Genomic DNA, 24784 nt, shown 5'->3' on the forward strand with positions numbered 1-24784 from the left:
CCTCGAGAATGAGTTGTCCGGTTATTCGAATTGAATCTGAATATTGATGTTACGTTCGCAGGTGAAACTGGTTCTTCCAATTCCCACGTGCCTGCACGTAGAGCGAATATGAGTGAGTCCAGCTGATGATATAAACCCACTGATACTTGCAGCCCTGTTGGTTTTCGGAACAACGGTTTTTGATAACGCTAAATTGTTCCGATAGTTTTGTTGTGGCACTAAGACGGTGCCAAAACGTATTGCAAATTTGATGCGATTGTTTGGCGCCTGGTGTCAAAATCGGGCCAAAAGTCCACGGTGCGGACTTTTTCCGCTGCCGGGTTGCATTCCATCGGTATCCTCGACGTAGGAGTCGAGTTGGAAGCGTAGGTTTGGGCGTATCTATTGCCAGCGGCGGATCTTGGCGCACGGATGATCGGCGTGAGCAGGTTCGATAGGGGGCGAGGCAGCGTCGAAACCATACCTGTTTGGTCACTTGTCGACGTCGGTAGCAATTTGGTAGGTGGTTTCCGTATTGGTGCAGTCGTCCAAAGCTGGCATAATTAACAAATAAGCAAACTTAGTACCTCGATATATTTTGATTCGAGCAGGAGCAATCATGAAGGCGTGGACCAGTGGTCAGCGACACCAAGGGCATGGGAAAAGTGCCCAGATGGTCAGGGCTGGCCGGCCCGATGCAGTGGCGCCGCGCGGCATCTTTTTGACGAGATACCAGAACTTTAAGCTGCTTCATCTCGCTTTAGGTTCTGACGTGCTGTTGACGGCAACAAAGGCCCATGTCTCGAAGGACCGCGCGGAGCGGATCTTGGCACAGGAGGAAGTGATTGATGACCAGCTGGCAGAGCACATGGGCAGAATGATCCAGGCGCCCAGTTGGTTTGATACGGTCGGAGCTGTACTTGATGACACCTTTGTCGAACGGATCAAGTCTTTCCAGGCTGAAGATGAAGACGAGACGCACAACCCAATGAGGGAGACCACAATGACCGCACTCCGAGTCCAATCTGACGTGAACGAAATGGGCGCCACCTCAGGTGGTGGGCTGAGCCAGCAGGGCAGCGCTCCCGCTGCGCCGTCTTCTGTAGCTGCGAACGCCGACCAGCGAGCTGCGGGCCCCAGCCGCGGCGTAGAAGATCGCTACGACCTGTTTGCGGCATGGCTTTCGAAGGAGATCTCGTCAAGGCCTGGCCTCAAGCCCGAGATCACTTCCTGGCTTGGCATCGAGTTATGGATGCTAAACGGCTGGCTCAGTGCTCGTCGCCGTATGTTCCTCAGTGACGTGGAAATGCTGAGTAATGCTTTGCAGCAGCACGGGCATTCCTGGGGCAGCCAGGTGCGAGGGAAGTTCGACGAATTTGTGATTCGTCAGCTTCCCACGGCGCGCGGTAGAACCCGTCGGTCGCAGACGGAAGTGGGTGCGGGTGCGGGCGAGGCCATGAATGAACTCGTCAGTGCCGCGGCTCAGGCGAGCGCGGGCGGCTCGTCGTCCTCCGAGACACCTCCTCCCCCTGCGAATGCGGCGGCGGCCAGCGGCCAGGCGATTGGAGGCTCTGCGAGTGCTCCAACCAAGATGGAGGCGACGGATGCAAAGGTTGAAGGGCGGCAGCGTGCGTTGCCTACTGGGCCAGGAGCAGCGGCTGGCTCGCGATCGGCACCGCAGGGCGCCGGGAGTGCCGCGGCGTCAGGCCAAATTGGAGCGGCGCCTGGCAGTCCAGTGCCCGGGGCGGCTGCGCGCCAAAGTGTCCCAGCCCGGTTCGAAATCGTTGAGCCAGGTAACCCCGAGCCGGTGATGGCAGAGATTGTTACGGCGGCCCGGAGTATTGCGGCAACGCTCGAAACGGCAATGAACATGCTGGCTGAATCCCGCCAGAAGAAATGATGTAGCTGGTCAGCGGCTGCCGAGCTGCTGGCCGGTCCATCGTTGGCACGAGTTTGGAACTCAGCGGTCTAGCTCGCTGTGACCAGACCACGCAGCGCTTCCCGGCCGCTTTCGCACTGTACATGGCGTGATCTGCCTTTCGCATCAAAGTGTCGACGTCGTTGGCGGTTCCCGGAAAATGAGAGATGCCGATGCTTGCAGTGATCGTGGCCCTGACTGTGCCGATCGGGTAGGGCGCGGAGAGCTGCTCCAACAACCGGCTGGCGAGGGTTCGGGCCTGATCCAGCCCGGTGTAGGCCAGCGCGAGGGCAAACTCGTCGCCGCCCAGTCTTGCCGCAATGTCGGAGGCCCTGCACGTCTCGCCGATGCGGATCGAAACGTCACGCAAGAGCTGGTCGCCTGCTGCGTGGCCATACGTGTCGTTCACGGCCTTGAACCCATCGAGGTCGATGAAGAGAATGCAGAACTCCCCGGTGTTTCGCCGGTATAGCGCGAGTTGCTGCGCGACAAAGTGATAGAAGAGGTTCCGGTTGGGTAGGCCGGTGAGGCTATCGTGGTTGGCGTCGTACTGGGACTGGCGAAGTGACGCCGAGGCCTGCAGAAGCGCCTGTCGCATGGCCTCGGCCTCCGTGAAGTGCAGGGGAGGAATCACCAGCCGGTTGCCGGTGACCAAGTCGTTTGCTGGCTGGGTGAGGGCGGTGATGGATCGGGCAATCCTCCCTCCGACAAACCAGGCCAGCCACAGGCCAACACCTAGTTGAATATGCGCGGGTTGCTGATTGGGCCGACGAACAAGTCCGAAACGGCGGGCTTTCCTGTCGCGAGAATGCGCTGCAGAAGCAATGGGTTTTTCACCTTGGGAAGAGGCTCCCCATATGGCAGGTGGGTCGAGAGAACAATTTGGCCGGACGTGTCGAGGACCAGGATGCTGTCCGCACGCAAGCTCGACAGAACTTCCACTGCGCGTTTGTGAAACCCGGCCAGGTCACCCGTGGCCAGCCGATGCGAAGTGCCCAGCGCGATGAGGGCTGACTGGGTTGCAGCAAACTCCCGGTCGACGGCAAAAACGACGCCACGCGCACGGTCGATGGCTGTGTTGGTGAGCTGCTCCCGCTGGCGTTCGTAGTAGCTCACGAAAAGAAGGACTGCCCCGACAGAGATCGGAAGGATGCAGGCGATGGCTAGCATTCCGAGTGCTGTTCGGATGCTCAGAGCATGTCCGGTGACTGGCGTCCACCACCGCGGCTTTGTAGCCTGAAGCGTCGACAAGATTTCCATGTGCAGGGTGTGTGGTTCGAACGTATCGCTGGCGGCCAATGGAGTGCCATGGGCTGGCGTTCGCCCAAAGGATGGCGATAAGGGGTGCGCATCGGCTGCCATGGATTTGTTGACATCCGCGGAGGGTTCCTGCATAAACATCGGCGGGCAGTCGATTCGTAGTGCACGCGACAGGTACCGGAGGGACCATGGAGCATAACGACCGAGGACGAGCAGCAAAGCAACCTGCGCAGGCGTGATGTTGAAGACTCTCTCTGCAGTTTTCTCCGAGGTGCCGCGTCCACCGATTAATTCACATTCTTGACAATCTCCTAAATGCAGGTGCAGATCGTGGCCGGCCAATTCAGCAGCCGGGCTGGATGGTTATTCTTCATTAACTGACTTCGCAATCTAACTGGAGAAAGAAATGAGCAAGCTATCTGATGAGGACATCGTTGCTTTCACGAAGCTGCTGCAGGATCCAATGATCACTGCGGCATGCACAGAAAATTGCGGATGCAATGAAGCATGCGGTTGTAAGAAGGAAGGTTGTTGTGAATACAAGTGCAAATGTGATGGCAAATCGCAGTCGCAGATTATTCCGCCAGATGATCTATTGCTCAATTCAAAGTACAAAGACTTAATTAAGACATTTGATGCTTCAAAGATAAAGACGATAAAGGATTTCCAGGATATTGTCGCTAAGCTGCAATCTGATCTCATATAAAGGCTGGAGGATTCGACCATGAGTCACAATTTAGCTCCAGTTGAAGTGCTCAGAGAGCCATCCCGTGTCATACCCATAAGGTCGAGGACGAATTCGCACTCTTCTCGTCTTCTGTCTGAGTCCATTGACAATGGCCGTGAAGTATTTCTGGTTCCGATGCTTGATGCCTTTTTGCTTTATGCGCCCCTTAAGGGGATCATTACCTTGGTCTCAGTATCTGTAGCGGAGCGGCTCAGGAAAATATTTAGTTCTGAGATTGATCGAGAAGCAATTGATCGAGATCAAACACTCTCATTCTTCGACAGGCAAGGTCTTTTTAGGCCCAGCACGCCCGATCGAACAATATTCGACAAGGCATCAGAACGCTGGAAGCCTGTACATGTTACGTTCTCAACGACGCAAAAATGCACGCTTCGATGTACGTACTGTTATGCAGAGGGGGGGAGGCTCGACGATATTGATATCCCAAGATCAATTGCCAAGGCGGCCATTGATCTTGTGATTTCTAATGCCGAAAGGCTGGGCGAAGATCCGTCAATAAATTTCCTCGGCGAGGGAGAGGCTACCGCAAGCTGGCGTGAATTCCGCTGGGCTATTGACTATTTCCGATCGGAATGCAAAGTCAGAGGGCTATCGCCATACGTGGAGCTGAGTACAAACGGTGTTTTCCCTGCAAGTCGCGTTGAATACCTGTCAGAAGTTTGCACAGGAATTACATTTTCGCTGGATGGCCTAGCTGATGTGCATGACAAGTACAGAGTATTACCAAATGGGAAAGGATCGTTTGATAAAGTTCTTCGCACGATGAAGGCGTTTGATCACCTGGGGAAGGAATATCACGTGCGATCGACCGTATCGCGAGAGGCCTTGCTGAGTCTTTCTGAGTTCATTGAATTCATAGGGCGTACAACGAAGTGCAAAAATATCCAACTTGAGCCAATTTTCGACGTTACGCCCGTAACCTCAATAGCTACGGACATTCAGCATCCAGATGCCGACGATTTCATCGGTGCTTATCGAAAAGCTAAGCAAGTTGCGGCGATGTATGGAATCGAAATATATTACTCTGGCGCGGATACGACAACTAAACTTGCCTTCTGTGGAACAACAAGCGCTAAGAATTTTCTTGTGACCGCTCGCGGCATTGTCACTTCATGCAACGAGGTATTGCAACCTACGGACCCGCGGGCGGAGCTATTTCAGTATGGCGGATGGAATGAAGCGAGCCAGAGATTTGATGTGAGTAGCGAGCGCATCGACAAGCTTGGAAAGCTCAATCCACTTGAAATCGAGAAGTGCAAAGGCTGCGTAGCAAAGTTCAACTGTGCAGGTGACTGCTATGCCAAGACCGCTGTAGCAAACGGAGATCCCTGGGCTCCTGGCTATACCTATCGCTGCGCTATCACTCGGCAACTGTTGAAGGACAACTTGCTGCTGTCGTTGCTTGCGGGCGAAATTGGCCAGATCGGCACAAAGCAGTGGCTAACTTGCTGAGGCTTTTCAGTGTAGCTACTGACGACTCTCCCGAACGCTCAATGGCGCTTCGCAACACTCCTTGTTCAACTTCCCGGTTGCGCCTCGGGGCCATAGCTGCGGAACGCCCTTAAAGACGCGGCGCGCGGCACAGATAAGTCGTTGATTTCTCACGTCACTAGCAAGCTATGCGCCATTGATCTTTAGAGAGATGCGCCACTGTAGAACCGCTGGAAACACTACAGGTGACCAATTGAGTTTCTATTTTGAATAAAGGAACGATTTCACATAACCGAAAGGCTTATGGGTCAAACTGGCTTTATCCCGCCTTACCCTCTAGTAGCGGTCTGCGCCAGCAACGCTCGTGCTCGCGACACAAATTCGTCGATCCGGCTGAAGGGGACGATGCGGGGGTCTTCGCTCACTACCGGAAAGCGCGCAACCACCATGTGTTGGACGTTGTCGATTGAGAGCCTGGCTTGAAGCAGATGCTCTCGTAGGCGCTCCTTGTTAAGGGCCTTCTCGTAGGCCTTGACGAGTGCACGGTTGTAGCGGGCAAACCGTCGGGCGTCGGAATCGACGGCGGCCAGGTCCACGAAGTTGTTTTTGCATTGAACATTCCAGACGACGCCTTCCAAAACGGTGACCACATCGAACTCACGTCGGTTGATGCGCTTGATGTCTTGGACCACGAACCCTTGCTCGGTCAGTCTGTCTTTCACCACGGTTTCGAAGATGAAGCCCGTGCGAATCTGGTACCTCTTGCGGCTGTCCAGTGTGCGAACACGCCACTTGTAGATGAAGCGACTCAGCAGGGTGACCGTGGTGCGCAGCATGCCGTCCACCTGCACGAACGGCGCATAGCTGGACAACCCTTCCATGTAACTCGAAGCCGGGCGCACGAGCGCCGCGCGCAACGCTGCGGGGGCCTTGGCCGCGCCCAACATCAACTCGAACACGTCGGGTGCGATCTCCACCCAGAAGTCGCGTACGACGCACTGCCGCGACAGCCTGCGGACGAGCCCTGCGGCGATCGCGAAGTCACTACCGGTGAGGTCGAACTCCGCATAGGCGGCCTCGATCGTCACGATGTCGTTGCGCAACTCCGCGGCCGAGAACAGCCGGTCTGGCCGCAAAGGCTCGCGCATGGCATAGAAGTGCTTGTAGCCTGCGTCCGACCAACGAAGCTCGTCAATCCGAGATCGCTCCGGCTCTAGGAAGCCAGCATCCAGCATCGGTATCTCCACGCCGCTCTTGACGGGTAAACCGAGACTTTCACGCGCCAGTCTCGCCATCAGTCCGCCGTGCGCGCTCATCATCGGGATTCCCGTGAACTCCACGATGGGCAGCATCACGGTCAAGGCCTCCAGGGGGCCGATGCGGACGTTGCCACGGCATGCTGTGGGCAGTACATGCAGTAGCGCTACAAAGTGGCGGCGACGCGACTGCAGATAGCCAATCAAAGAGGCGAGGTTGTGCATTGCATCGGCCACCTCACCCATGCCTTGGGAAATAAACGAAGTCGCCATTGAACTCGCCTGCAGCATCAGCTGCCGGAACCGGTTGGCGAAGGGTATAGAGAACCGCTCGGTGAGGCGGGTGTGCAACTCCATCAACGGCGCGAGATCATGAACAAGACCTGCAACGGGCATCCCAAACAGGCGTGAGCTGAAGTCATTGTCGTTCCAATGCACTGTTTGCAGATTGATGCATTCTTCGATCGTGCGCAGGTTGTCCAACCACGCAAGCGTGGACGATGTTGGTTCAAAGCGCGACAGCCTGTCGAAGGCCTGCTTCTCCTGCAGGGCGATCCTGTCCAAAAGTGCTTGCTCTGTCGAGGCCGAACTGAGCACATCGTGCGCGCTGAGGCTTTCAACCAACGGATTCCTCCGATCTAACGGTTTAAGGTCGCACCAGTTCGTCTGGTGCAAGTTTGCTAGGAGCCATATTTACGGTGAAGCCGCGAGGCGCCGGACGGCAGATTTGAGTGACGGCTTCGAGGCAACGAGACCATGATGGCACAGGTGCGTTCAGGGTCGATTCCAGCCGATCACGATGCCGGCTTAGGTGGTTAGGTGGAGGTGGACTACCTGTTCACGAATGTCCGGAATACGCAGAGAAGCAGCTCGGAGACCCCGAACAGGTGGCTGCCGCCCTGGACACCATGCACAGCCTGGAAGAGTCGCCGCCCGAGGTGGTGTCGCCTGGCGATCTCACTTTGCTCAAAGCCTGGGGCAAGGCCAGTGCGGCAGCCAAGCAGGCGGGGTTCCGGGATCTGGGCGAAGGGGAGGGGGCGTACTTTGAAGTGCGGCTGGTGTGAGGGTGTAGGTCCACTGAGGACACCCCATGCCGATTAACTCGCCCTGGAACTACCCGACGATGTGCGCGCCAGCGGGCGGAGCCGATGGTGTGTTCCCGACGGAAACAGTGCTGCCGCTGGAGGCGGATGCCTATGCGGTCACGCTGGAGGGCGAGGTCTGGCGGGTGAGGGTGAAGCACTCGGGTGTAGTGCTGTATGAGGGGCCCGGGCCTGTGGAGCTGGTGGAGTCGCCTGCTACGTTTTGAGTTGCTGCAGGGTGAGAGTGTGCGGCGATTCTGCTGTGATCTGGTTGGCAGCTTTGCAGCGATTGCGGTCTTACAGTGATGCGGCCGCGAATGACGGCAACATCGACCTCGTCGGACGTTCGCGAAGCCACAACCTCATAAGCCGGGCACACTGACCGAGAAGGTTAGGGTCTGGGAACTGAGCGATGTCTCATGTTCTCGATCACTACGTTGCGGTCCCTCTGACGAAGCATGCTAGGAGCATGATTCCACTCCGGAGTCCACGCGGCAGGCGGCTGCGCCCGTCTGGAGCAACGTGAACCAGCCAGGACTGGCGAGCGTAGGAACTACGCGGCAGAGATCTGGAGCCTACATATGTACCAGACCGGTTCGAGCAATCCAAACATATTCGAGTCAAGCCGAATACAGGCCGCAACCAACATGCTCGCCGCCCGGTGCATGCGCGCGCGACGAGTAAGCGACTAGAGTCACGCGACGGAGTGTCCATAACAGGGAGGAATCACACGCCGCGGCCGCGCGGCAGAATGGTGGACCCAGACACACACGCACCACGATGCAACACCAGAAATGAACGAAGAGTGGATTCTCCAGAAAAAAGAAACTCGCCGCCTGTTCTCAACCGCAACCTGGGTGCCCTTGAGGGCATCCGTGAAAGACGAAAAGGGTGACGTTAGAGAAGCAGTCCACTCCAGCGAATACTTTGGATTAGGGTCTGCTGCGTTTCCGCCAGAGCAGCGGGCATTCGTTGAGGAGCGCTTAGGCTGGGGCGACTTGGGCATCGGCCACACCGTGGAGCCGTATGCCTACAAGGACGGCTACGCATCCATCGACCAATACCAATACAACGACAAGGAGCCCATCGGCGTCAACCTTGTCTTTGAACACCCGCAACCCGTAGTCGGCGGCAGGCAATGGATCTTGAATCCCGATCTAGTCGTGGCGCTCGGCCTTATAAAGGAAGGGACGAACTGGGTAAGGCCAAAAGAAAACTTCGTTGTCGTTGCACGTGAAGTCCTCGGCAAGGACAACGAACATACCCTGATCGAAATCAAGCGTGAGTTTCTACTTGATTACTTGGCAGCCAGGAACCTATCGCTGCGCCTCTCCTATTACCGGCAAAGAGTGGAAAACGTACCCGCGCTTGAAAAGAGCGAGTATGCAAATCTAAAAGAGCACAAGGAAGAACGCGACGGCGGACGATTTGAACTTCTAATTCGCGAAGTCAACAAAGTATTCGGTGGTACTTGGGCTATGTTTCGTATGTGGCGAAATGACGTTGATGAGGAAGAAGACGCGCCCGTAATGGGACCGGACAACGACGGAAACACTAGCCATGAACAGTCGCAAGGCGAACGTGGCGGCTATAAAGGTATTCGAGTTGAAGGCGAATTCTGGCGAGACGAATGGATCGACCACCAATCGCGAAGCATTCGAGTTCGTGGAGATGAAGACACGAACCTTCCTCAATTCATCGTGGAGACTGACGGTACGCGCATGCCCTCCGCCAAGCTGGATAACGAGGACATTGGCCGCTGGCTGTGGTTCCGATCCAGCGTGGTCAACGAACTTTTAAGCAATAGAGGCTTCACGTTGCACTGGTACACGGCAGAAACAGGCAGTATCAAGTCAACGTCTGGATACAAGACCCATTTCGGAATTAATTCCGCTGACTTGATTACTGTATACGCCTACGACATTGCCAAGCTTTATCCATGGGAGCAGCATCTTTGGGCCGCGCATAACGTAGCGCCGGAAGGGAAGGTTTCGATCGAATTGCTGGCTTCGCAAGTCAAGGCTGAACCGGCAGATACGCATGCCGTCGAAGAAATGCTGTTTGGGACGATGCGTCAGCTGGAGGATAATTTTCGCAAGGTTTATGGAATATCCCTGTTCACTCACGATATCGATGACGCTGCGTCGATGCAAAACGTGTCTAGGTTCATGAGCAGGGATCAGGCTTCGCTGCTGAGGCTGGCCAAAGAGCTTGTCCGCGTGTTCTCGGACCGCCTCAATGTCCGCGAGCTTCGCAAAATTGCGACTCATGCGGACAAAGAAAAACTTGGCTCGAACAAGCTTCTCCAAGACGTGCTCGCGCAAACGGTCGGCCCCGATACGGCGCGTGAAGTATTTGCAGAGATTGCAGGTGCCTACGACATGCGCGTGGGAGACGCACATCCAACCGGCTCAAAGGTAGCAGACGCCATCAAGCTTGCCGGTATTGACCAAAGCCTTTCGTATCTCAGGCAGGGCGAGCAGTTGCTCAACAACTTTGGAAGAGCAATTTGGTACGTCGGGAAGTTTATGTTCGGCCAGTCGAAAGATCTCAGCGACAATAAACCATGAGCATAGAATTCCTGGACACCCCATTTGAGAAGGCCAATTATTTGGCCACGTTGCTGAGCTCCCACGCTACCGGCGGAAATGCGGACAATAATGAATATGCCACCCTCAGGCAGGAGCTTTTGTCCTTGTCTGATACCGCACACTTGGTTCCGCCATTTGTCCGGACAAATCGCGACTTGAGTTCTTTTTGGAATTTCATCCAGCCAAAATTCAAGACCTACGCAGAGCGGCGAACGTACATTTCGAATGAGTTCACCCCCTTGCTGGACTCCTTGGAGTTTGGACAGCAGACGGCAGCACCCAAACACGTTGCTACGCCAGTGTTCATGCGATCCCCAGGTTCTTTACCGGTAGCCGCGCCCGTCACGCGGAACAAGCGAAAAGTCTTCATCGTGCATGGCCGCGATAACGAAGCAAAGCAGGAAGTGGCACGCTTCGTTTCGGACCTAGGGCTTGAGCCGATCATCCTGCATGAACAGGCGAGTTCAGGCATGACGATCATTGAGAAGATTGAGCGCTACACCAATGATGCGGACTTTGCCCTGGTCCTCTACACCGCGTGCGACCACGGGCGCGGTGTCCACGAATCAAAAATTCCTCCTAAGAACCGAGCTCGTCAGAATGTTGTGTTCGAGCATGGGTACCTGATGGCGAAGCTTGGTCGAGAGAACGTATGCGCGCTGGTCAAGGGCGAGATAGAAACGCCCAACGACATCAGTGGCGTTGTGTACGTTGGACTCGACCAATTCGGTGGTTGGAAGACCGAAGTGTCGAAGGAGTTGAAGGCCTGCGGCTACACCATAAAGTGGTGGGGCTAGAGCCTTCAACACCGAATGGACTCAGCCGAGCAAACGGCCTTAAAAAAAGACCCACCAAGTGGGCTTCGCTAATCCGATTCGGGTACTTAGCACCTGCCGACTACCTAAGGCGCAGCAGTGGCACGAAGTCAGCCTTCGACCCGCCGGATACAGCAGATAGGACATGACCTTAATGCGGCCCACACCCAATAGAACGTCAGGGAAGCCGCGCTTTGAGGTACTTGCCCGCGCCGCCCGAAAGCTCGCTGCGGTCGATGAGCTTGCCTTGGAACTGGAACTCCCGATCAATGCGGACGATCAGCAGCTTCTCAAAGTTGCCCTGGGTCTTGACCAGGACGTGATCGCTGGTCTTCTCGGGGGAGATAGTCTTCACCTCAACACGCTTGCCGTCAATCGTTCCGTCCGAGCCGGGGGCGTGGGTCGCATGGCGGCGAAGCCCAAACTTGATCTCCGCGTAGATTTCGCCGAGTTCGCCCCAGACCTGGAGGTATCGGCCAGTGTTGTCGAAATGGCGCGTCGCGCATTCGACCAAGTCTTGGAAGATTTCCTTCTGCTTCAGGATGCTGAAAGGAAAGCCTTCCCTGCTTCGTACAGGTTGAATCGAGGCGGCGGTGTCCTCTGGCTCGCCCTCAAGTTGCTCCTCGGCCCACTGCAGGTCGATGTACTTCGCTTCCCAAGGTGCATAGCCGCAAGCCGCAGCATCCGCTATGTCGTCGGCGCTGTACCCACGGTCGTGCATGTCGTGAAGAAAATCCCAATCGCTCATTCTGTTTCGCGCTCCTTGCTCGCTCGATTGTTGCGGCGTCGGTCCGCAGTTCGCGTTGTGAATCGGCAAACGGAGTGGGTATAGCAGAGGTAAGGGGCGAATGTCACGTTGCGTCAGATAAGCCCATAGGTTCGGGAGGGTAACGTCTAAACGTCGGTACGCTTGTCTAAGCCGAACCGGTCGCGAATGACTGCTATCAGCTTTCGTGCAGATGTCTAGCTCGCAGGTGTCGAACTTCCGCAACCAGCCTGTAGCTGACCTTGAAATGCGACCGCAGTGGTTGGATGAAAAGTGTGTTACTGCTCACTTCCAGTTCAATCCTTTATCGCTGGCACTCAGCTAGATGGCATTGATACGAGGTGCTCCCCAGGTTCACGGTCGCGGGATACCAAAATCTAAAGTTGAATGGCGTTCTGCAGCGTTCCGCAGTTCCGCAGCTGCGGAATGACGGCCAGCATTCGGCCCGCAGCAGCGGTAAAGCATTGATTTTTCTCTGCTTCGCGTGCGATGCGCCATCGATCTTTAGAGGGTTGCGACACTGTACTTTCGTTGGTGCGGAAAATGCAGTTTGTGCGCCCATGAAGGAGTGAGGAGCGGGCTATGAGCAGAAGCGCGACTGCGTCGCATCCTGCCGAGGTCTCGCGTATGGCTGCGATCGACCCTGAGCCGCCGTTCAGAAGCGCCGCCCGGAAGCTGCCTTTGAATTGCTGCACGCGGCCGTTGGAAATTTCGTTGTCTGCCTACGGCAAGCTATAGTTTGCCGAGTTGACGCATGCCGGGTTTCACGGAATTTTTATAACTGGACGTTTGAGTAGGTCGTTCCTTGTAAACCTATGCTGCAAGCCACTCCCAGGAGAAATCAGTGTCCAGAATATCCCGCACGGTCCAGTTTATCCCGCAGGTTTTGCGGAATGCATTACGTTATGCCTTGTAAGGTTACATCGCCATGTTCAAAGAATTCGCTGATGAAAAACACCAAAGCCAAGCCGAAGAGTTCACTATGGAGCTTGGGAAATTTGTTCTTGCCTTTGAGCGTGTTTGCGATGCAATGCGGTATTTAATTATGTTTTCTCTGCGATCCCAAGGTTTAAAAAATCAAGGAATTGAGCAAGTAATTGTTGGCGATAAAGCTGCGGCGGAATTGCAAATTCTCTTGGGTGCACTTTACTGCGAATTGCCTACACAGGATGAAGAAGACAGAAGTTGCGTTAAAGCTCTCCTGAAAGATTTCAAAGAAATAACAGAGAAAAGAAATATATTGCTCCACTCTTCATGGAATCTCGGAAACGGCCCCGCAGATCAAGAACTATACGCGGCAACAATAAGATTCAGAGCCAAGCAAAATAGCGGCTCTGGCGCAGAGATTCATGGTTACTCTGCGTCGTACATTCGTGATCTATCCAACCAACTTAAGCGCGTTCAGGTGCTATTCCAACGCCTCCAGTACTGCATAACTCAAACAGGCTTTAAAGTTTCTTCTGAGTTTGCAAAGCCGCTGTAGGCATAACGAGTAAGGATAGATCGCGCGAAGCCGCGATCTGATCCGTTTGTTGGACAAGCCCGGTGGTGGAAGCTGAAGTGGGAAGTTGCGCCCCTGTAGATTGATCCGATGGACCGGGGTGCGGTGGGCAGACCTTGGTGGCCTGCCGATGGTTTTGCAGCGCGTGCTGGCTGCAAGCTTTCACTTTCTCCCTCGCTCCAGGCAGCCGATCTGTCTGATGACCTGTTGAAGAGCGAGCCCATCCAGCGGCTGGGCGCAGCGGCTCAGACCGGGTTCGCGAGCAGCGGGTGCAAACCGTTTCAGTGCTTTGATGCCTCCACCGGATCGGCCTTGTCGGGCCGCTCGGTCTGAGGTGCGGCGCAGGCTGGCATCGCATCAGGTCGCAAGCGCCGGCGCAGAATCACCATGGCCCCACCGCAAGCGCAGCGCCAGACCGGCCGGGGTGGCGATGTTGTCGGTGGTGGTGACGGCGGCGCCGATGGCCTCAGGTGCAACACCTGCAACAGGCGCAAGCTGCGCCGATTGTTGTGGTGCAGAAAGCCGAAGTTTCTGGCCCGCACAAAGCCTTTGGGCAAGACGTGTTGCAACAGCAACCACATGAAGTCGGCCCCTGGCAGCGTGCGGGTGGCGGACTTGCCGCTCTGGGCATCGCGATACCGGAAAGCAACCATGCCGTCTTTGCAGCGCAAGATGTCGCGCTCCGAGATCACGCCCCGGTACAGGTAGCGGCCCAGGTAGCGCAGCGCGGCCTGCCCGTCGCCCACGGCCTTGCAGTCCACCACCCAGCGCTCGGGCACGTCAGGCGGCAGCGTGAGACCTGCCTCAGCCAGCGCCGCACGCACCTTGGCCGCAAACACCTTGCCCAGCGCCTTGTGGCTGAACAGGTAGCCACCGCGTGCGGGCTGTGCGCTGCCCGGCGTCTTGCCCAGCTCCACCTTGGAGCGCCACAGCCGCTCTTTGGCGTTGAGCGCTGCTGCGGGCATACACACATGCACATGCGGATGGAACCCGAGTTGGCGGTTGTGCGTGTGCAGCACCGCCAGTGCGCCGGGCGTGCCCGCGAGCTTGGGGTCGTTCTGGCTGAAGGTGTTGAGGGTGTCCCAGGCGGCGCCCATCAAAGCCTCGTAGACCACACGCTGGTGCGACCAGGCCAGGGTGCGAAGCTGGGCGGGCAGCGTGAAGGTGACGAGGAAGTAGGTGGCGGGCACCAGGGCTTTGAGTTGGCGCTGCAGCCACGCCTGGCTCTCAAAGTGTTGGCAGTGCGGGCAGGCGCGGGGGCCGCAGGAGTGCGGCAGGCAGGCCTGGGTGTGGCAGCCCGCGCAGGCCGCGAGCATGTGGGGCGCAAAGCGGGTGCGGCAGGTGCCCAGCGCGCTCAATGCCTGGCGGTGGCTGGGCAGCAGCCGATGGGCGTAGCGCTGCAGCAGCTCGGGCTCGAACTGTTTGATCAGCTCGGCCAGGCGCATCATGGCTGCGCTCCTGGCTGCGCTCCCTTTGCTGCACTCGTTGCCGATGGCCAGCCAATCCGGTAACCATTCATCAATGCGTTCAGGCGCTCGCTGCAAGCGTCAGCGGTGTGGCTGGTGAGGTGGGTGTAACGCGCGGTGGTCAGGATGCTGTGGTGGCCCAGGATCTGTTGCACCTGCAGCAGATCGACCCCGGCCTCGATTAGGTGCGTGGCGTAGCTGTGGCGCAGGCTGTGGGGAGAAATCTTTTTTTGAGGCCGAGTTCGCGGGTGACGCGCGCGAGGGTGCGCTGCACGCCGCCGCGGTCCAGCGGGCTGCTGGCGCGGTGGGCCCCGGAGAGCCCGGCGGCGCGGTTGGGGAACAGCAGCGTGGGGTGGCGGTGGCAGGCCCAGAAGCGACGCAGCAGTGCCAGCGTGGCCTCAGGCAGGGGCACCAGGCGGTCGCGGTTGCCCTTGGCGTTGCGCACCCACGCGCTTGAGCGTCCACAGTTCGGTGCCAAAGCCGTGCTCCGTCGGTTTTTGCAGGAGCGCACGTCCCAGCGATTGCAGCTGCTGCTCATTCAAGCGCGCCGGTCGGCCCCGCGTGGGCATTGCCCGCAGGGCGTGCATGCCACCTTCATCGAGCACCGCCTTCCACGTGTACGCGGTTTGCCGTGCCACACCCACCGCTTGTGCCGCTTGCGCCGGTGTCTTTCCTGCCAGCAACATTCGGCCTGCTTGCAATCGCTTGCGAACCGCCTCGTCCAATCGCTTTGTCACCATGTCTTGTGCCCGATACCCTTTCAGTATCTGTACAACGCATGAGCAGCTCTGCGGTTGTCATCATTTACGGAAGTCTCAATAAACGGTTGTTCTATCGTACGGGACTGGACATCGTCGCCATTGTCCAAGGCCGTGAGGAAGGGTCACCTCTGGAGATGCTGACGCCTTCACCATGGCTTGAGCGGGTCACATCTGAGAAGGGGGGAGGAACGGCGGCGCAATGGGTGGCGCACTCGGTATTCGGCGGCATGTTCGCGGAGTTCGGTCTCTCAGAACATGGCGCGCCTTCGACGGCCAAAAAGCGGCCGCTGCGTACCTTGGATCCGACGCTCTCTCAGGAAATCAATACGTTTGCTACGCTGGTGTGTGACGACGGCGGCCAGGAGCAGGCAGATTTCATGTGCATGGGTGAATCGCCAAGGCGCGTGGTCTTCATTCACGCAAAGGTCAACAACCGCCAGATGAGCGTCAGCGCCATGCAGATCGTTGGCCGGCAAGCCATGGCATCCCTCGCATTTATGGCCCGAGGCGCACGACTTATGGACCGAACCGCCTGGTGGCAATCGCCATGGTCCACAGATGATCACCAGCAAGTTCCTCATCGCCTACTGAAATCTGCGACCCCTGACCTCGCGACCACATGGAACGAGATCAAGCGCGGAATCCAATCTGCTCAATACGCCAAGGAAATCTGGATCTTCGCGGGCCGCACCCTCAGCAAAGCAGAGCTCGTAAGGCAGCTCACCCGCCCAAGCGGCCCAACACCCCTATCTCTGCAGATGGTGTACTTCCTGGGAGCGCTTCAAACGTCGGCAGCGAGAGCGAACGTTGCTATGCGGATCTTCTGCTCCAACTAATGGCTGGCAGCCAGCAGGTCGAGGGGGCCAAGGGCGACGACCGCAAATGATCGAAGCAACCCTTCCTGTAGTGAGCTAAGACAGACGGCTCCCACCCTGGGGCGGTCTTCTGCGAAGCCGGCTTTACATGCGTTCCGACCCCTTGCAGCCAAGCTGTTCTTTGCACGATACACTCGGTCGAGTGCGCAAGCTGCGCAATACCTTTATGCATGCTACGGAATGCGGCGAAGACGTTGATTCGGCAGCGCTTACCTCGACTCTGTTTAGCCACCGTAGCAAAGGCAATGATGTCACCATGCGGGGCTTTGTGATCGAGTGACGGACCCAACGGAGGAAAGCATTGGATATTGAAACCGCTGGGGCCATCAGGCTTTTTTTCCCCAACCCATCGTTGACCTTGGTTTATTTCGAGGCGCTAGCCAATGCGCTGGATGCGGGTGCGACCGAAGTGTCCATCGATATTGATGTACAGGCGTTCGATAAGCCGAACACGCTAAAAATCGCGGTTTCAGACAATGGCGATGGGTTCACAGACGAAAATTTCGAACGTTTCAGGAAGCTATTAAGACCCAGGGACAAGTTCCACAAAGGCATTGGGCGCCTGGTATTCCTCAACTACTTCAGTCGGGTAGAGGTCACCAGCACCCGCGATAAATGGCGCAGGAGCTTTATCTTTAAAGATGGTTTCGATGGCAATGCACCACTCGAAAATTTGCAAGATGAGCAGCCAGCCAAAACAACGCTGGCATTCAATGGTTTTGCAAAAGATCGCATCAAATCCTATGACGATTTGAAGCCCGACGCACTCAAACTACTCTTGATTGAGCAATTCCTGCCGACACTGGATGCGCGCAAGCGTGATGGCGCAGTATTCAACATTTCGATCAAGCTGAAGACCATAGAAAGCAACGCACAAAAAGAGTTTTTTCCACACGAAACGCTCATTACAGCCGATGACTTGCCTTCAATGACAAAGATAACCTTCCAGGATGATTCTCTGGATGCGTTTTCGACCATTGACATGTACTACCACGTCGAACCGGTGTCGGGAAAAGGAAGCCTACTTGTTGCCTTCAGTATTGATGGTCGGACGATTCCAGTTAACTTGATACCGACATCGTCTTTCCCACCTGGGCACATGGGTGTGTTCCTGTTTGAGTCGGAGATGTTTCACTCCAATGCTGACAGTTCGCGTCAAAAGCTAATACTGCCGGAAGGCCTCCAAGAGGCGCGTCTTTATCGCGTCTTGCGCCGGGAAGTTGGCAAGGTGTTGGCAGAAAAAATTCCGAAGATCACGGAGAAGAATGAAGAGGTAAAGGGAAAATTTGAGGAGCAATTCCCACATCTTCTTGGCTACTTCGAAAACGATACCGTTGGCTTGATTGATCGTGATGATGCTCTGGATATAGCGCAGCAGAAATTCTTCCGCGCTCAGAAGCAGGTGCTGCAATGCGAGACACTGACCGAAGCAGCATATGAGAAATCTCTGGAGTTGTCATCGCGCACGTTGACCGAATACATCTTGTACCGCGACAAGATCATCGGCCGCATGAAGGAAATGACGGCCGACAATGCCGAATCCGAAATACACAATCTCATCGTCCCGAGATTCAAGGAATTCTCGAAAGAAGCCATGCCTTCGGAGGTTTACCAGAACAACGCCTGGTTGCTGGATGACAAGTTCATGGTGTTTCGTACCATTTTGAGCGAGCAGCGGATGGATACCGTCGTCAATGCCATACGGCTCGACGAGGAATGCGAGAAAGATGCGGGCAGGCCGGACATTGCCATGATCTTCTCCGCCGATCCAAAAGATACCAGCGCAGTGGACGTGGTCGTCATCGAAATCAAGAAAAAAACGGACGACGAAAAAGAAAATCAGTATGCCATCAATCAACTGCTTGATCGTGCGGTGAAACTGGCGTCGCATTGCCCCAATATCCAGAGAATCTGGTACTACGCCGTCATCCAGATCAGCGACACGATGGGAACCCGGCTGCGTCAGCAAAACTGGGCACCACTGTTCTCCATGGGGAAACTTTACTACCAGGAATTTCGAACCGAACGACCGGATGGAACGGTGGTCCCGACTCCGACTTTCGTCGTGTCATTTGATGCCATCGTGGCAGATGCCGAAAGCAGAAACCACACATTCCTCGAAATCTTGCGCAATGGCATGAGGGAATACGCCGCACAACAGGCGACCGGCCAGGCAGGCAGCTAGTCAAATGGCCAAGGCAAACGGCTTTGCCGTACTCCTCGCGAAAGAACGAGTGGACACATTCCTTGGATGTGTGGCCGAAGAGCGGACGTTTGCTGAGCCTGTCGCTGACTTTCAACACAGCCGAACCGCACCACTGGTTTGCTTTGTGGTTAATGCTGGGAAGTTGACGCACATTGGTCTGGGTCGTCGCGGCGTGCGCGCCGGGACAGGCTTGAGCCGATTGAACATCGACAAAGCTGAAGAACTCTCGGAGCCAATATCAATTCGGAAGCTGCTCAACCGCTTGCCGAAGCGTAACGCAGCATCCATCTGCAAGCGGTTCCAGTCGGGCGGCTTGTTGACCGAGAAAGGCTTCTCCGCTGTTGTCGAAACTCTCCGACAGCTTGCACCCCAAGCCAGCACCTTGCTGGATCGGTTCAGTGAAACCAGAACTGCCCGCATCCGGCGATTGCCCGACAAGGCAAGGCAGAACCTGGCACAGCAGAAAGAAGCTGTGCTGACGGCGCTGTCGATTGCAGGACTTAGCCGTGACCCCGTTCAGGAATGGGCGCCCTCGGATGAAACGCCGGTCTCCTTTCTGGACGGCTTGCCCAGCGTTCGGCTGCGCGAAGACCCGATGGTGGTCAACGACCTGCAAAACCTGCCGGGGTTTGAGGTAGTCAAGAGCTACCCCTATGGCGCAGCGGTATTCGAGTCGGAGGAAACGTCAGAACGCCTCACCGTCATCCTTGCCAATCGTCTTCCGCTCGAAGAGCAAACCGGCACCGATCTCATCTACTTCAACGAAACCTACCATAGCTTTGTGATGGTTCAGTACAAGGCGATGGAGCGTGAAGATAGGCGCAACAGGCCAGCCGAAGCCGTCTATCGGTTGCCCGACGCGCAGTTGAAAGAAGAAATCGACCGTATGGATGCCGTGCTCGGCACGTTGAAGGCATGTGCGCCCAACACCGACATTGGCGGCTACCGGCTGACCGAAAACCCGTTCTTCCTCAAGCTCTGCTCCCGGCTTGTATTCAACCCGGATGACGTAGGCTTGGTGCCCGGCATGTACCTGCCGCTGGATTATTGGAAGCTGTTGGAGAACGACCCTGGCATCCAGGGGCCGAGGGGTGGTCTGCGGATCACCTACGAAAACGCAAAGCGCCATTTCGACAACACCGCATTTACAACCGTGGTTTCCAAGGCGTGGGTTGGTACGACCCCCAGTCAGTCGATGGTGCTTCAGGATGTCATCCGAGCAACCCTAGAAACGGGTAAGGCAGTCGCTATTGCCATCAAACCGAAGAAGTCTGCCGAACACCGAGCGGAAAGTGAAGAAGCAGGCGAGGAAGCACTTGATGTCTGACATATTTTTCGCGAGCGCAGCCTTGTTATCTATTCGCCCCGACAATGCCTCGGCCAGACCTTTGTCTGCGACGACGCGTACAGCGAGCATTTACTCGCGCTGTTAGCGCAAAGGCTGAAAGATCCGGTATTCCGCAAACAGGAAGGTTTTCCGCAGGGAGCGGGCGAAACGATCCTCCCTTGAAGTACGTGCTGCATCCATCCGTTTAGATAGGCGTATATGCCGACATCGGAGCGCTATTAGCCTTGTCGCAGTCGACAGAAATTCGAGTCGGTTCCCATTGAATCGTGCAGTCGAGCAGCCGATTCCAAAGGGTGCGGCTACGCGGCGCTCAATGTCTGGTGTTCGCAGTTGCTGCTGTTCAGGAGCCGAACTTTGAATGACTGAGATCAGCCTGTAGCTGACCTTGAAATGCGACCGCAGTGGTCCGATAAACAGTGTGTTATTGCTCACTTCCAGTTCAATCCTTTATCGCTGGCGCTCAGCTAGCTGGCGTTGATACGAGGTGCTCCCCACGTTCACAGTCGCGGGGCGCCAAAATCTAAAGTTGAATGGCGGAACAACGAAAGTAGAGTGGCGTTCCGCAGCAGCGGGTCTTGTCGCGGACTGGCCCATTGAGGGGGGTGTTTCTTGTCGGGCAGAACACGTGGTTACGATGACGCATTCCTAGGGACGGGAATTATTTGTCACGCATGCTAATAGCCCTTATGATGCGTGCGTTTGGACTAAAAAAATTGAAGCTTGCCTGTCGGGCGTGGCCTCCACCGGCTGCCCACGGCAGCTTTTTGAAAATTTTGCGCTCGCTGGCGCGCTGGATCAAGATGGATAAATGATCAGGTCCAGCTGGCGGCCGCAGACCTCTGGGACATGAGCCATGGCGCGCATGCGCTACTTCTGCGATCTGGGGCCCGGCCCCGAGCCGGTCCCGCTTCAGGGCGGGTGGCCCATGGCCAAGCCGGAGTTCGCGCAGCGCTTTCCTGGGGTAGCCGGGCTGCGCGCCGACGGCTACTCGCTCTGGGTCGGCTATCCGCTGGAAGGCCCTGGCGGCCCGCTGCCCGTGACGCGGCAGATCGACTACAAGGCCCAGCCTTCACGGCACGACTGCGACGCCAAGTGCCTGCATGGCAAGGCCACCGTGACGTGCGAGTGCCAGTGTGGGGGGAGCAACCATGGGCGCGGCGTGCTTTCGCGCCTGGTGAGCCCACCAGCGCAGCAGTCCGCGTCGGGTGCCACGGCCCACCGCGATGTGGCGCGCCCTATCGCCCAGGCGGGTGCCATGAAGAATCAACTTTTTATGCAAAATTTAGGTCTCCGGCTGGACGCAGCCACGGACCTTGCGATGGAGCCGCGACATGACTGAATACCTGCACGACATTCCAGGCCTCGCCGAGGCCATTGCCAGCGTGCCTGCCGATGGGCGCGACCCGCGCCACAAGGCACTGCTCAAAGTCCTGCGCGCAGTGCCCGGCCTGGAAGCCGTCGAGTTCGCCACCAGCCGCGGGAACTGCTACCTGGCCCAGCGCCGGGTTTTCACGGCGGCGGGCGCGCTCGTGCACGAGGACCTGGCGGCCTGGCTCTCGCAGGAGTTCGTGAACGACGGCGCGCGGGCCAGCGTCACCCACCAGCGCTTGCTCGCGGCCGACCTGCGGCTGAGCACCACGGAAATCACCTCGCTGTACCTGGTGGTCGACCGTGGCGGCGACGAGTCCAACTTCCTGCAGATCGAGGTCGAGCTTTCGAGCGAACGTCTGGAGAATCGGCTGATGCAGGACTATGGCTCGCCTCCGCGCGACGCCCGGGAGCTACTTTCCGAAGCCCAGGGGCAAGAGCTGCCGCCCAAGGAACAAACGCCCCTGGGGACGCCGCGCTACCGGCTGCGCCGGGTCGTCGATATGGCCCGGTTCATGGAATTGATAGACGCGGACGAGGAACTGCAGCGCGCCCGGGTGCGTGCCCTGCGGTTCACGGTGTCGGATCCCCAGTCCGAACAAGCGCCGCGTGTCGTTGGCTACAAAGAGATCGATCCCGGGCTCGACAAATACCCCGCCAAGGGCCGCCGCCTGTTCAAGGACTGGGCCGCGAGCAGTGCCGGGCAATCGGGCCAGCGGCTGTGCCGCCACTGGGTGATGCAGATCAGCGACTCGAAGGACAAAACCACGAACCGCCGCTGGGTGTCGCTGGTGCCGATGTGGACCTTCGACAAGAAGCTCGCCGAGGTGGAGTCGCGCAAGGGCAGCGTGCACGCGCTCTATGACAAGCTGTGCGCCATCGACCGGCGCACGGGTGCCCCGTTTGCCTGGTTCTTCTATCTGCTGCACGGCAACCGCGTGCACGACGGGGCTGGCCACCGAGTTCTGGAGGCGGCCGAGGCCGGCCAGATCGACCTCCCCGAAAACGACTACCAGGTCCTGCGCCGCTGGCGTGACCGTGTGTATGGCTTCTAAAGCAGGCCCGGCCATCCGCTGGGACACCTCGGACCGCGCTGCGCACCTGCACCGCGTGCGGCAGCGCGAAGGCGAGATCCTGGGGCCCGAAGGTCGCGCGCGCATCGACGGGCGTGCCAGGGCCGTGCTCGCGCCCGCCAACGCGGACCGTATGCGCCTCGTCAATGAGGCGATCGGGGCGCCTACGCGCGCGAAGGCCATCGTGTGGCTGCACCGTGCTGCCGACCGGCTCAGTCAGGCCGTGGCGCGCGAGGTCGCCTGCCGCCGGGGTTGCGATGCGTGTTGCCACCAAGACGTGGTGGTGTCCCAGGCCGAGGCTGAACTCATTGGACGGGCCATCGGCCGCCGGCCTGCGGCCGCTCCCCCCGGCGCCGTGTCCGTGGGGCGTGACCTGCACGAACCGCCCCCGATGGCGGCACGGCACACCGGCCAGCCATGCACCTTCCTTGACGCGGGCGAATGCGGGATCTTTAGGCACCGCCCGCTCGTGTGCCGTCTGCACGCGAACTTTGACGAGGACGCATTGCTGTGCCACATCGTGCCAGGGGAGTCGATTTCCGTGCCGTATGTGGACACGTCCATCGAAAAAGCGGTCTACCACGTCAGTGTGGCCGCAGGAGGCCTGGTGGCGGACATCCGCGACTGGTTTCGGTCAGAAATCGGGGAGCAATAGTTGTGGACATGGATGCGATGAAGGTCCTGCACCAGCAGCTCGCGCCGGACGTGCGCTGTGTCGCTTGGAGCAGCAAGTGTGCCGGCGAGGTGTTCGCCCACGGTGGCTTGGCCGACGGCCTGCGCATCGGGCACTTCCAAGGGGACGCGGAGCTGGCCACGTTTGTCGTCGCGGCGCATGACGCCTGCCGAGCACAGGAGATGGGGAAATGATCACCAGAGGGCACTTCATCGGTGAGATCGTGGATGCGTTCACGGGCATCTCCGAGCGGGTCGAGACCCGCAACCGCTTGGGCATCACCGACATGAGCGTCTTCACGGAGGCCTTTGTGGGCGAGCTGCTGAACGCGGTGCTGGGTACGGACTTGCACTCTCTCAACGATGAGCGTCCCAACGAACCCGGTCTCGACCTTGGCGACACAGGCGGCCGGTACGGAATCCAGGTAACCGCCACGGCTTCAAGCCAGAAGGTGCGCCACACCCTCGACGCCCTGACCGCCGAGCAGGCGAAGGCCTACGAGCGCATCGTGGTGTTCTGCCTGGGCAAGAAGCAAACCAGCTACAGCGTCGAGGGGCCATTCAAGCATGGTGTGACCTTCGATCCCGAGAAAGATATCTGGGACTTCACGGAGATAGCCCGCATGGTGCTGGCCTTGCCGCTCGACAAGCTGCAGGCAGTCCACCAGGTCGTGCGCCGGAACACAGTCCAGCTGCTGGTGGAGCTGGAGGTCCCCGACGGGAAAGGCCGCTACCCCACAAATGGCTATGACAAGTGGGAGGCACGGCCGCCGCTGAAATGCGGTGACGGCAAGGCCTTCCTGAAGTTTTACGAAAAGAAGTTCGACGAGCTCGAAGACGAAACCAAGGTCGAAATCGCGAAGGCATTGCCGACCCTGGCCAAAAAGCTGCGCCGATTGCCGCGAGTGACCCGGGAATTCCTGGCCATGCTGATCGAACGCCGCGAGCATCGCGAGCCAAGGCGCAATTCCCGCGACGCTGCGATTCACGCGGAGTTAAACAAGGTGCTGCGCGAGTGCGGCGGCAAGGTCAAGGAAGAGCTGGACCTATTGATCTATGAGGGCCTGGTTGATGTCGATGGCGAAGATCCGCACGAATCTGGCGCCCCTGAGATCTTCATGGACCTCACCGATTGCATTCCGTTGCGTGAGGGTCTGGTCGATTTCATCAAGAGCCGTGGCCTGACGGTGCGCCAGGTGATCGGTGGCGCCGACCTTTCCGCGTTTTAAGGACTGGCCATGCACAGGGAAACGTTCGAAGAAGGCCCGAGCTGCCAAGGCGGTGCCGATCAAACCTGGAAGCTGCTTCCTCAGCCCTGCCCCAGCTGCCCGTGGCGCCTGGACCAGACTGCCAAGGACATCCCAGGGTTTTCTGTAGCGAAGGCGCGCGACCTGGCGGACACCTGCCCGGATGCGCGTGGACACGGACCGGACTTTGCCGCGAAGGTGTTCGCGTGCCACCAGTCGAGGGTTGGCGAGGAATTCGCCTGTGCCGGCTGGCTGGCGACCGTCGGCCACTGCCACCCCAAGGTGCGGCTGGCCTGTGTCCAGGGCCGGGTGCCGGAGGCCTCGCTGGCGCTTGGCCGAGACTGGCCTGCCCTACACGCGAACTATGGCGCTGTGTTGCGCAAGCTGGAGGAGTCCGCCGATGACAGCGCAGCTTAGCTCG

At 57.8% G+C, this 24784-nt stretch carries 23 protein-coding genes and 1 pseudogene; 17 read left to right on the plus strand and 7 right to left on the minus strand.

The features are described 5' to 3' along the window. Positions 1-598 precede the first annotated feature (598 nt). The gene (locus ACQ4MJ_RS25550) at positions 599-1879 is read left to right on the plus strand and encodes a hypothetical protein (protein ID WP_431153409.1); all 1281 of its coding nucleotides are present in this window, start codon (positions 599-601) and stop codon (positions 1877-1879) included. Here the strand turns inward: ACQ4MJ_RS25550 and ACQ4MJ_RS25555 are convergent. Then, positions 1803-2552 carry a GGDEF domain-containing protein gene (locus ACQ4MJ_RS25555; RefSeq protein ID WP_431153408.1) on the minus strand — a complete coding sequence of 250 codons (750 nt, stop codon included), beginning with the start codon at positions 2550-2552 and terminating at the stop codon, positions 1803-1805. The genes ACQ4MJ_RS25550 and ACQ4MJ_RS25555 overlap by 77 nt on opposite strands. Positions 2553-2632: 80 nt before the next feature. Next, positions 2633-3499: a hypothetical protein gene (locus tag ACQ4MJ_RS25560; protein WP_431153407.1), complete on the minus strand. Its 867-nt coding sequence runs from the start codon at positions 3497-3499 to the stop codon at positions 2633-2635. A 64-nt stretch (positions 3500-3563) separates the two neighbouring features. Between ACQ4MJ_RS25560 and ACQ4MJ_RS25565 the strand changes: the two genes are divergently transcribed. Together ACQ4MJ_RS25565 and ACQ4MJ_RS25570 are read left to right on the plus strand one after the other, a co-directional pair. After that, complete coding sequence (locus tag ACQ4MJ_RS25565) at positions 3564-3863, plus strand: hypothetical protein (protein ID WP_431153406.1); 300 nt, start codon at positions 3564-3566, stop codon at positions 3861-3863. A gap of 156 nt (positions 3864-4019) precedes the next feature. Next, positions 4020-5357 carry a radical SAM protein gene (locus ACQ4MJ_RS25570; protein ID WP_431153405.1) on the plus strand — a complete coding sequence of 446 codons (1338 nt, stop codon included), beginning with the start codon at positions 4020-4022 and terminating at the stop codon, positions 5355-5357. 308 nt (positions 5358-5665) lie between these two features. Here the strand turns inward: ACQ4MJ_RS25570 and ACQ4MJ_RS25575 are convergent, their stop codons facing one another. Next, on the minus strand, positions 5666-7216 hold the full coding sequence (locus tag ACQ4MJ_RS25575; RefSeq protein WP_431153404.1) for a hypothetical protein: 1551 nt from the start codon (positions 7214-7216) through the stop codon (positions 5666-5668). A 263-nt stretch (positions 7217-7479) separates the two neighbouring features. Between ACQ4MJ_RS25575 and ACQ4MJ_RS25580 the strand changes: the two genes are divergently transcribed. The 4 genes from ACQ4MJ_RS25580 to ACQ4MJ_RS25595 all read left to right on the plus strand — a co-directional run bounded on the left by ACQ4MJ_RS25580 (position 7480) and on the right by ACQ4MJ_RS25595 (position 11062). Next, entirely contained in the window at positions 7480-7656 is a 177-nt protein-coding gene (locus ACQ4MJ_RS25580) for a hypothetical protein (protein WP_431153403.1), read from the plus strand. 26 nt (positions 7657-7682) lie between these two features. Further along, positions 7683-7901 (plus strand): hypothetical protein, encoded by a 219-nt coding sequence (locus tag ACQ4MJ_RS25585; protein ID WP_431153402.1) that lies wholly within the window; start codon positions 7683-7685, stop codon positions 7899-7901. 567 nt (positions 7902-8468) lie between these two features. Beyond that, positions 8469-10244 carry a hypothetical protein gene (locus tag ACQ4MJ_RS25590; RefSeq protein ID WP_431153401.1) on the plus strand — a complete coding sequence of 592 codons (1776 nt, stop codon included), beginning with the start codon at positions 8469-8471 and terminating at the stop codon, positions 10242-10244. Further along, entirely contained in the window at positions 10241-11062 is an 822-nt protein-coding gene (locus ACQ4MJ_RS25595) for a TIR domain-containing protein (protein WP_431153400.1), read from the plus strand. The genes ACQ4MJ_RS25590 and ACQ4MJ_RS25595 overlap by 4 nt, the downstream gene beginning before the upstream one ends. Before the next feature lie 196 nt (positions 11063-11258). On the opposite strand, the gene ACQ4MJ_RS25600 is transcribed toward ACQ4MJ_RS25595, so the two are convergent. Further along, the gene (locus tag ACQ4MJ_RS25600) at positions 11259-11828 is read right to left on the minus strand and encodes a DUF6998 domain-containing protein (protein WP_431153399.1); all 570 of its coding nucleotides are present in this window, start codon (positions 11826-11828) and stop codon (positions 11259-11261) included. Positions 11829-12774: 946 nt separating this feature from the next. On the opposite strand from ACQ4MJ_RS25600, the gene ACQ4MJ_RS25605 reads away from it, so the two are divergent. Next, positions 12775-13329 carry a hypothetical protein gene (locus tag ACQ4MJ_RS25605; RefSeq protein WP_431153398.1) on the plus strand — a complete coding sequence of 185 codons (555 nt, stop codon included), beginning with the start codon at positions 12775-12777 and terminating at the stop codon, positions 13327-13329. 299 nt (positions 13330-13628) lie between these two features. Here the strand turns inward: ACQ4MJ_RS25605 and ACQ4MJ_RS25610 are convergent, their stop codons facing one another. From ACQ4MJ_RS25610 to ACQ4MJ_RS25620, 3 genes and pseudogenes are all read right to left on the minus strand, one after another. After that, entirely contained in the window at positions 13629-14795 is a 1167-nt protein-coding gene (locus tag ACQ4MJ_RS25610) for an IS91 family transposase (RefSeq protein ID WP_431153397.1), read from the minus strand. Further along, positions 14792-15184, minus strand: coding sequence for a tyrosine-type recombinase/integrase (locus tag ACQ4MJ_RS25615; RefSeq protein WP_431173720.1), 393 nt, complete (start codon positions 15182-15184; stop codon positions 14792-14794). Before ACQ4MJ_RS25615 ends, ACQ4MJ_RS25610 begins: the two co-directional genes overlap by 4 nt. A 72-nt stretch (positions 15185-15256) precedes the next feature. Then, positions 15257-15553: pseudogene (locus ACQ4MJ_RS25620) on the minus strand (helix-turn-helix domain-containing protein); the annotation flags it as partial. Between the two features lie 38 nt (positions 15554-15591). Between ACQ4MJ_RS25620 and ACQ4MJ_RS25625 the strand changes: the two are divergent. The 9 genes from ACQ4MJ_RS25625 (at position 15592) to ACQ4MJ_RS25665 (ending at position 24780) form a co-directional block, all read left to right on the plus strand. Then, positions 15592-16410, plus strand: coding sequence for a hypothetical protein (locus tag ACQ4MJ_RS25625; protein ID WP_431153395.1), 819 nt, complete (start codon positions 15592-15594; stop codon positions 16408-16410). Positions 16411-16750: 340 nt separating this feature from the next. Further along, positions 16751-18634, plus strand: a complete 1884-nt coding sequence (locus ACQ4MJ_RS25630; RefSeq protein ID WP_431153394.1) for an ATP-binding protein — start codon at positions 16751-16753, stop codon at positions 18632-18634. 4 nt (positions 18635-18638) lie between these two features. After that, entirely contained in the window at positions 18639-19982 is a 1344-nt protein-coding gene (locus tag ACQ4MJ_RS25635) for a hypothetical protein (RefSeq protein ID WP_431153393.1), read from the plus strand. An 874-nt stretch (positions 19983-20856) separates the two neighbouring features. Then, positions 20857-21342, plus strand: coding sequence for a hypothetical protein (locus ACQ4MJ_RS25640; RefSeq protein ID WP_431153392.1), 486 nt, complete (start codon positions 20857-20859; stop codon positions 21340-21342). Further along, complete coding sequence (locus ACQ4MJ_RS25645; protein WP_431153391.1) at positions 21335-22426, plus strand: hypothetical protein; 1092 nt, start codon at positions 21335-21337, stop codon at positions 22424-22426. Before ACQ4MJ_RS25640 ends, ACQ4MJ_RS25645 begins: the two co-directional genes overlap by 8 nt. Beyond that, positions 22416-23099, plus strand: coding sequence for a YkgJ family cysteine cluster protein (locus ACQ4MJ_RS25650; protein ID WP_431153390.1), 684 nt, complete (start codon positions 22416-22418; stop codon positions 23097-23099). The genes ACQ4MJ_RS25645 and ACQ4MJ_RS25650 overlap by 11 nt, the downstream gene beginning before the upstream one ends. 8 nt (positions 23100-23107) lie before the next feature. After that, entirely contained in the window at positions 23108-23311 is a 204-nt protein-coding gene (locus ACQ4MJ_RS25655; RefSeq protein WP_431153389.1) for a hypothetical protein, read from the plus strand. Beyond that, on the plus strand, positions 23308-24345 hold the full coding sequence (locus tag ACQ4MJ_RS25660) for an SMEK domain-containing protein (protein WP_431153388.1): 1038 nt from the start codon (positions 23308-23310) through the stop codon (positions 24343-24345). The genes ACQ4MJ_RS25655 and ACQ4MJ_RS25660 overlap by 4 nt, the downstream gene beginning before the upstream one ends. Before the next feature lie 9 nt (positions 24346-24354). Further along, positions 24355-24780: a DUF6283 family protein gene (locus ACQ4MJ_RS25665; RefSeq protein WP_431153387.1), complete on the plus strand. Its 426-nt coding sequence runs from the start codon at positions 24355-24357 to the stop codon at positions 24778-24780. The last annotated feature ends 4 nt before the right edge of the window (positions 24781-24784 follow it).

This window comes from Acidovorax facilis, assembly GCF_050626955.1.
Taxonomy (GTDB): domain Bacteria; phylum Pseudomonadota; class Gammaproteobacteria; order Burkholderiales; family Burkholderiaceae_C; genus Acidovorax; species Acidovorax facilis.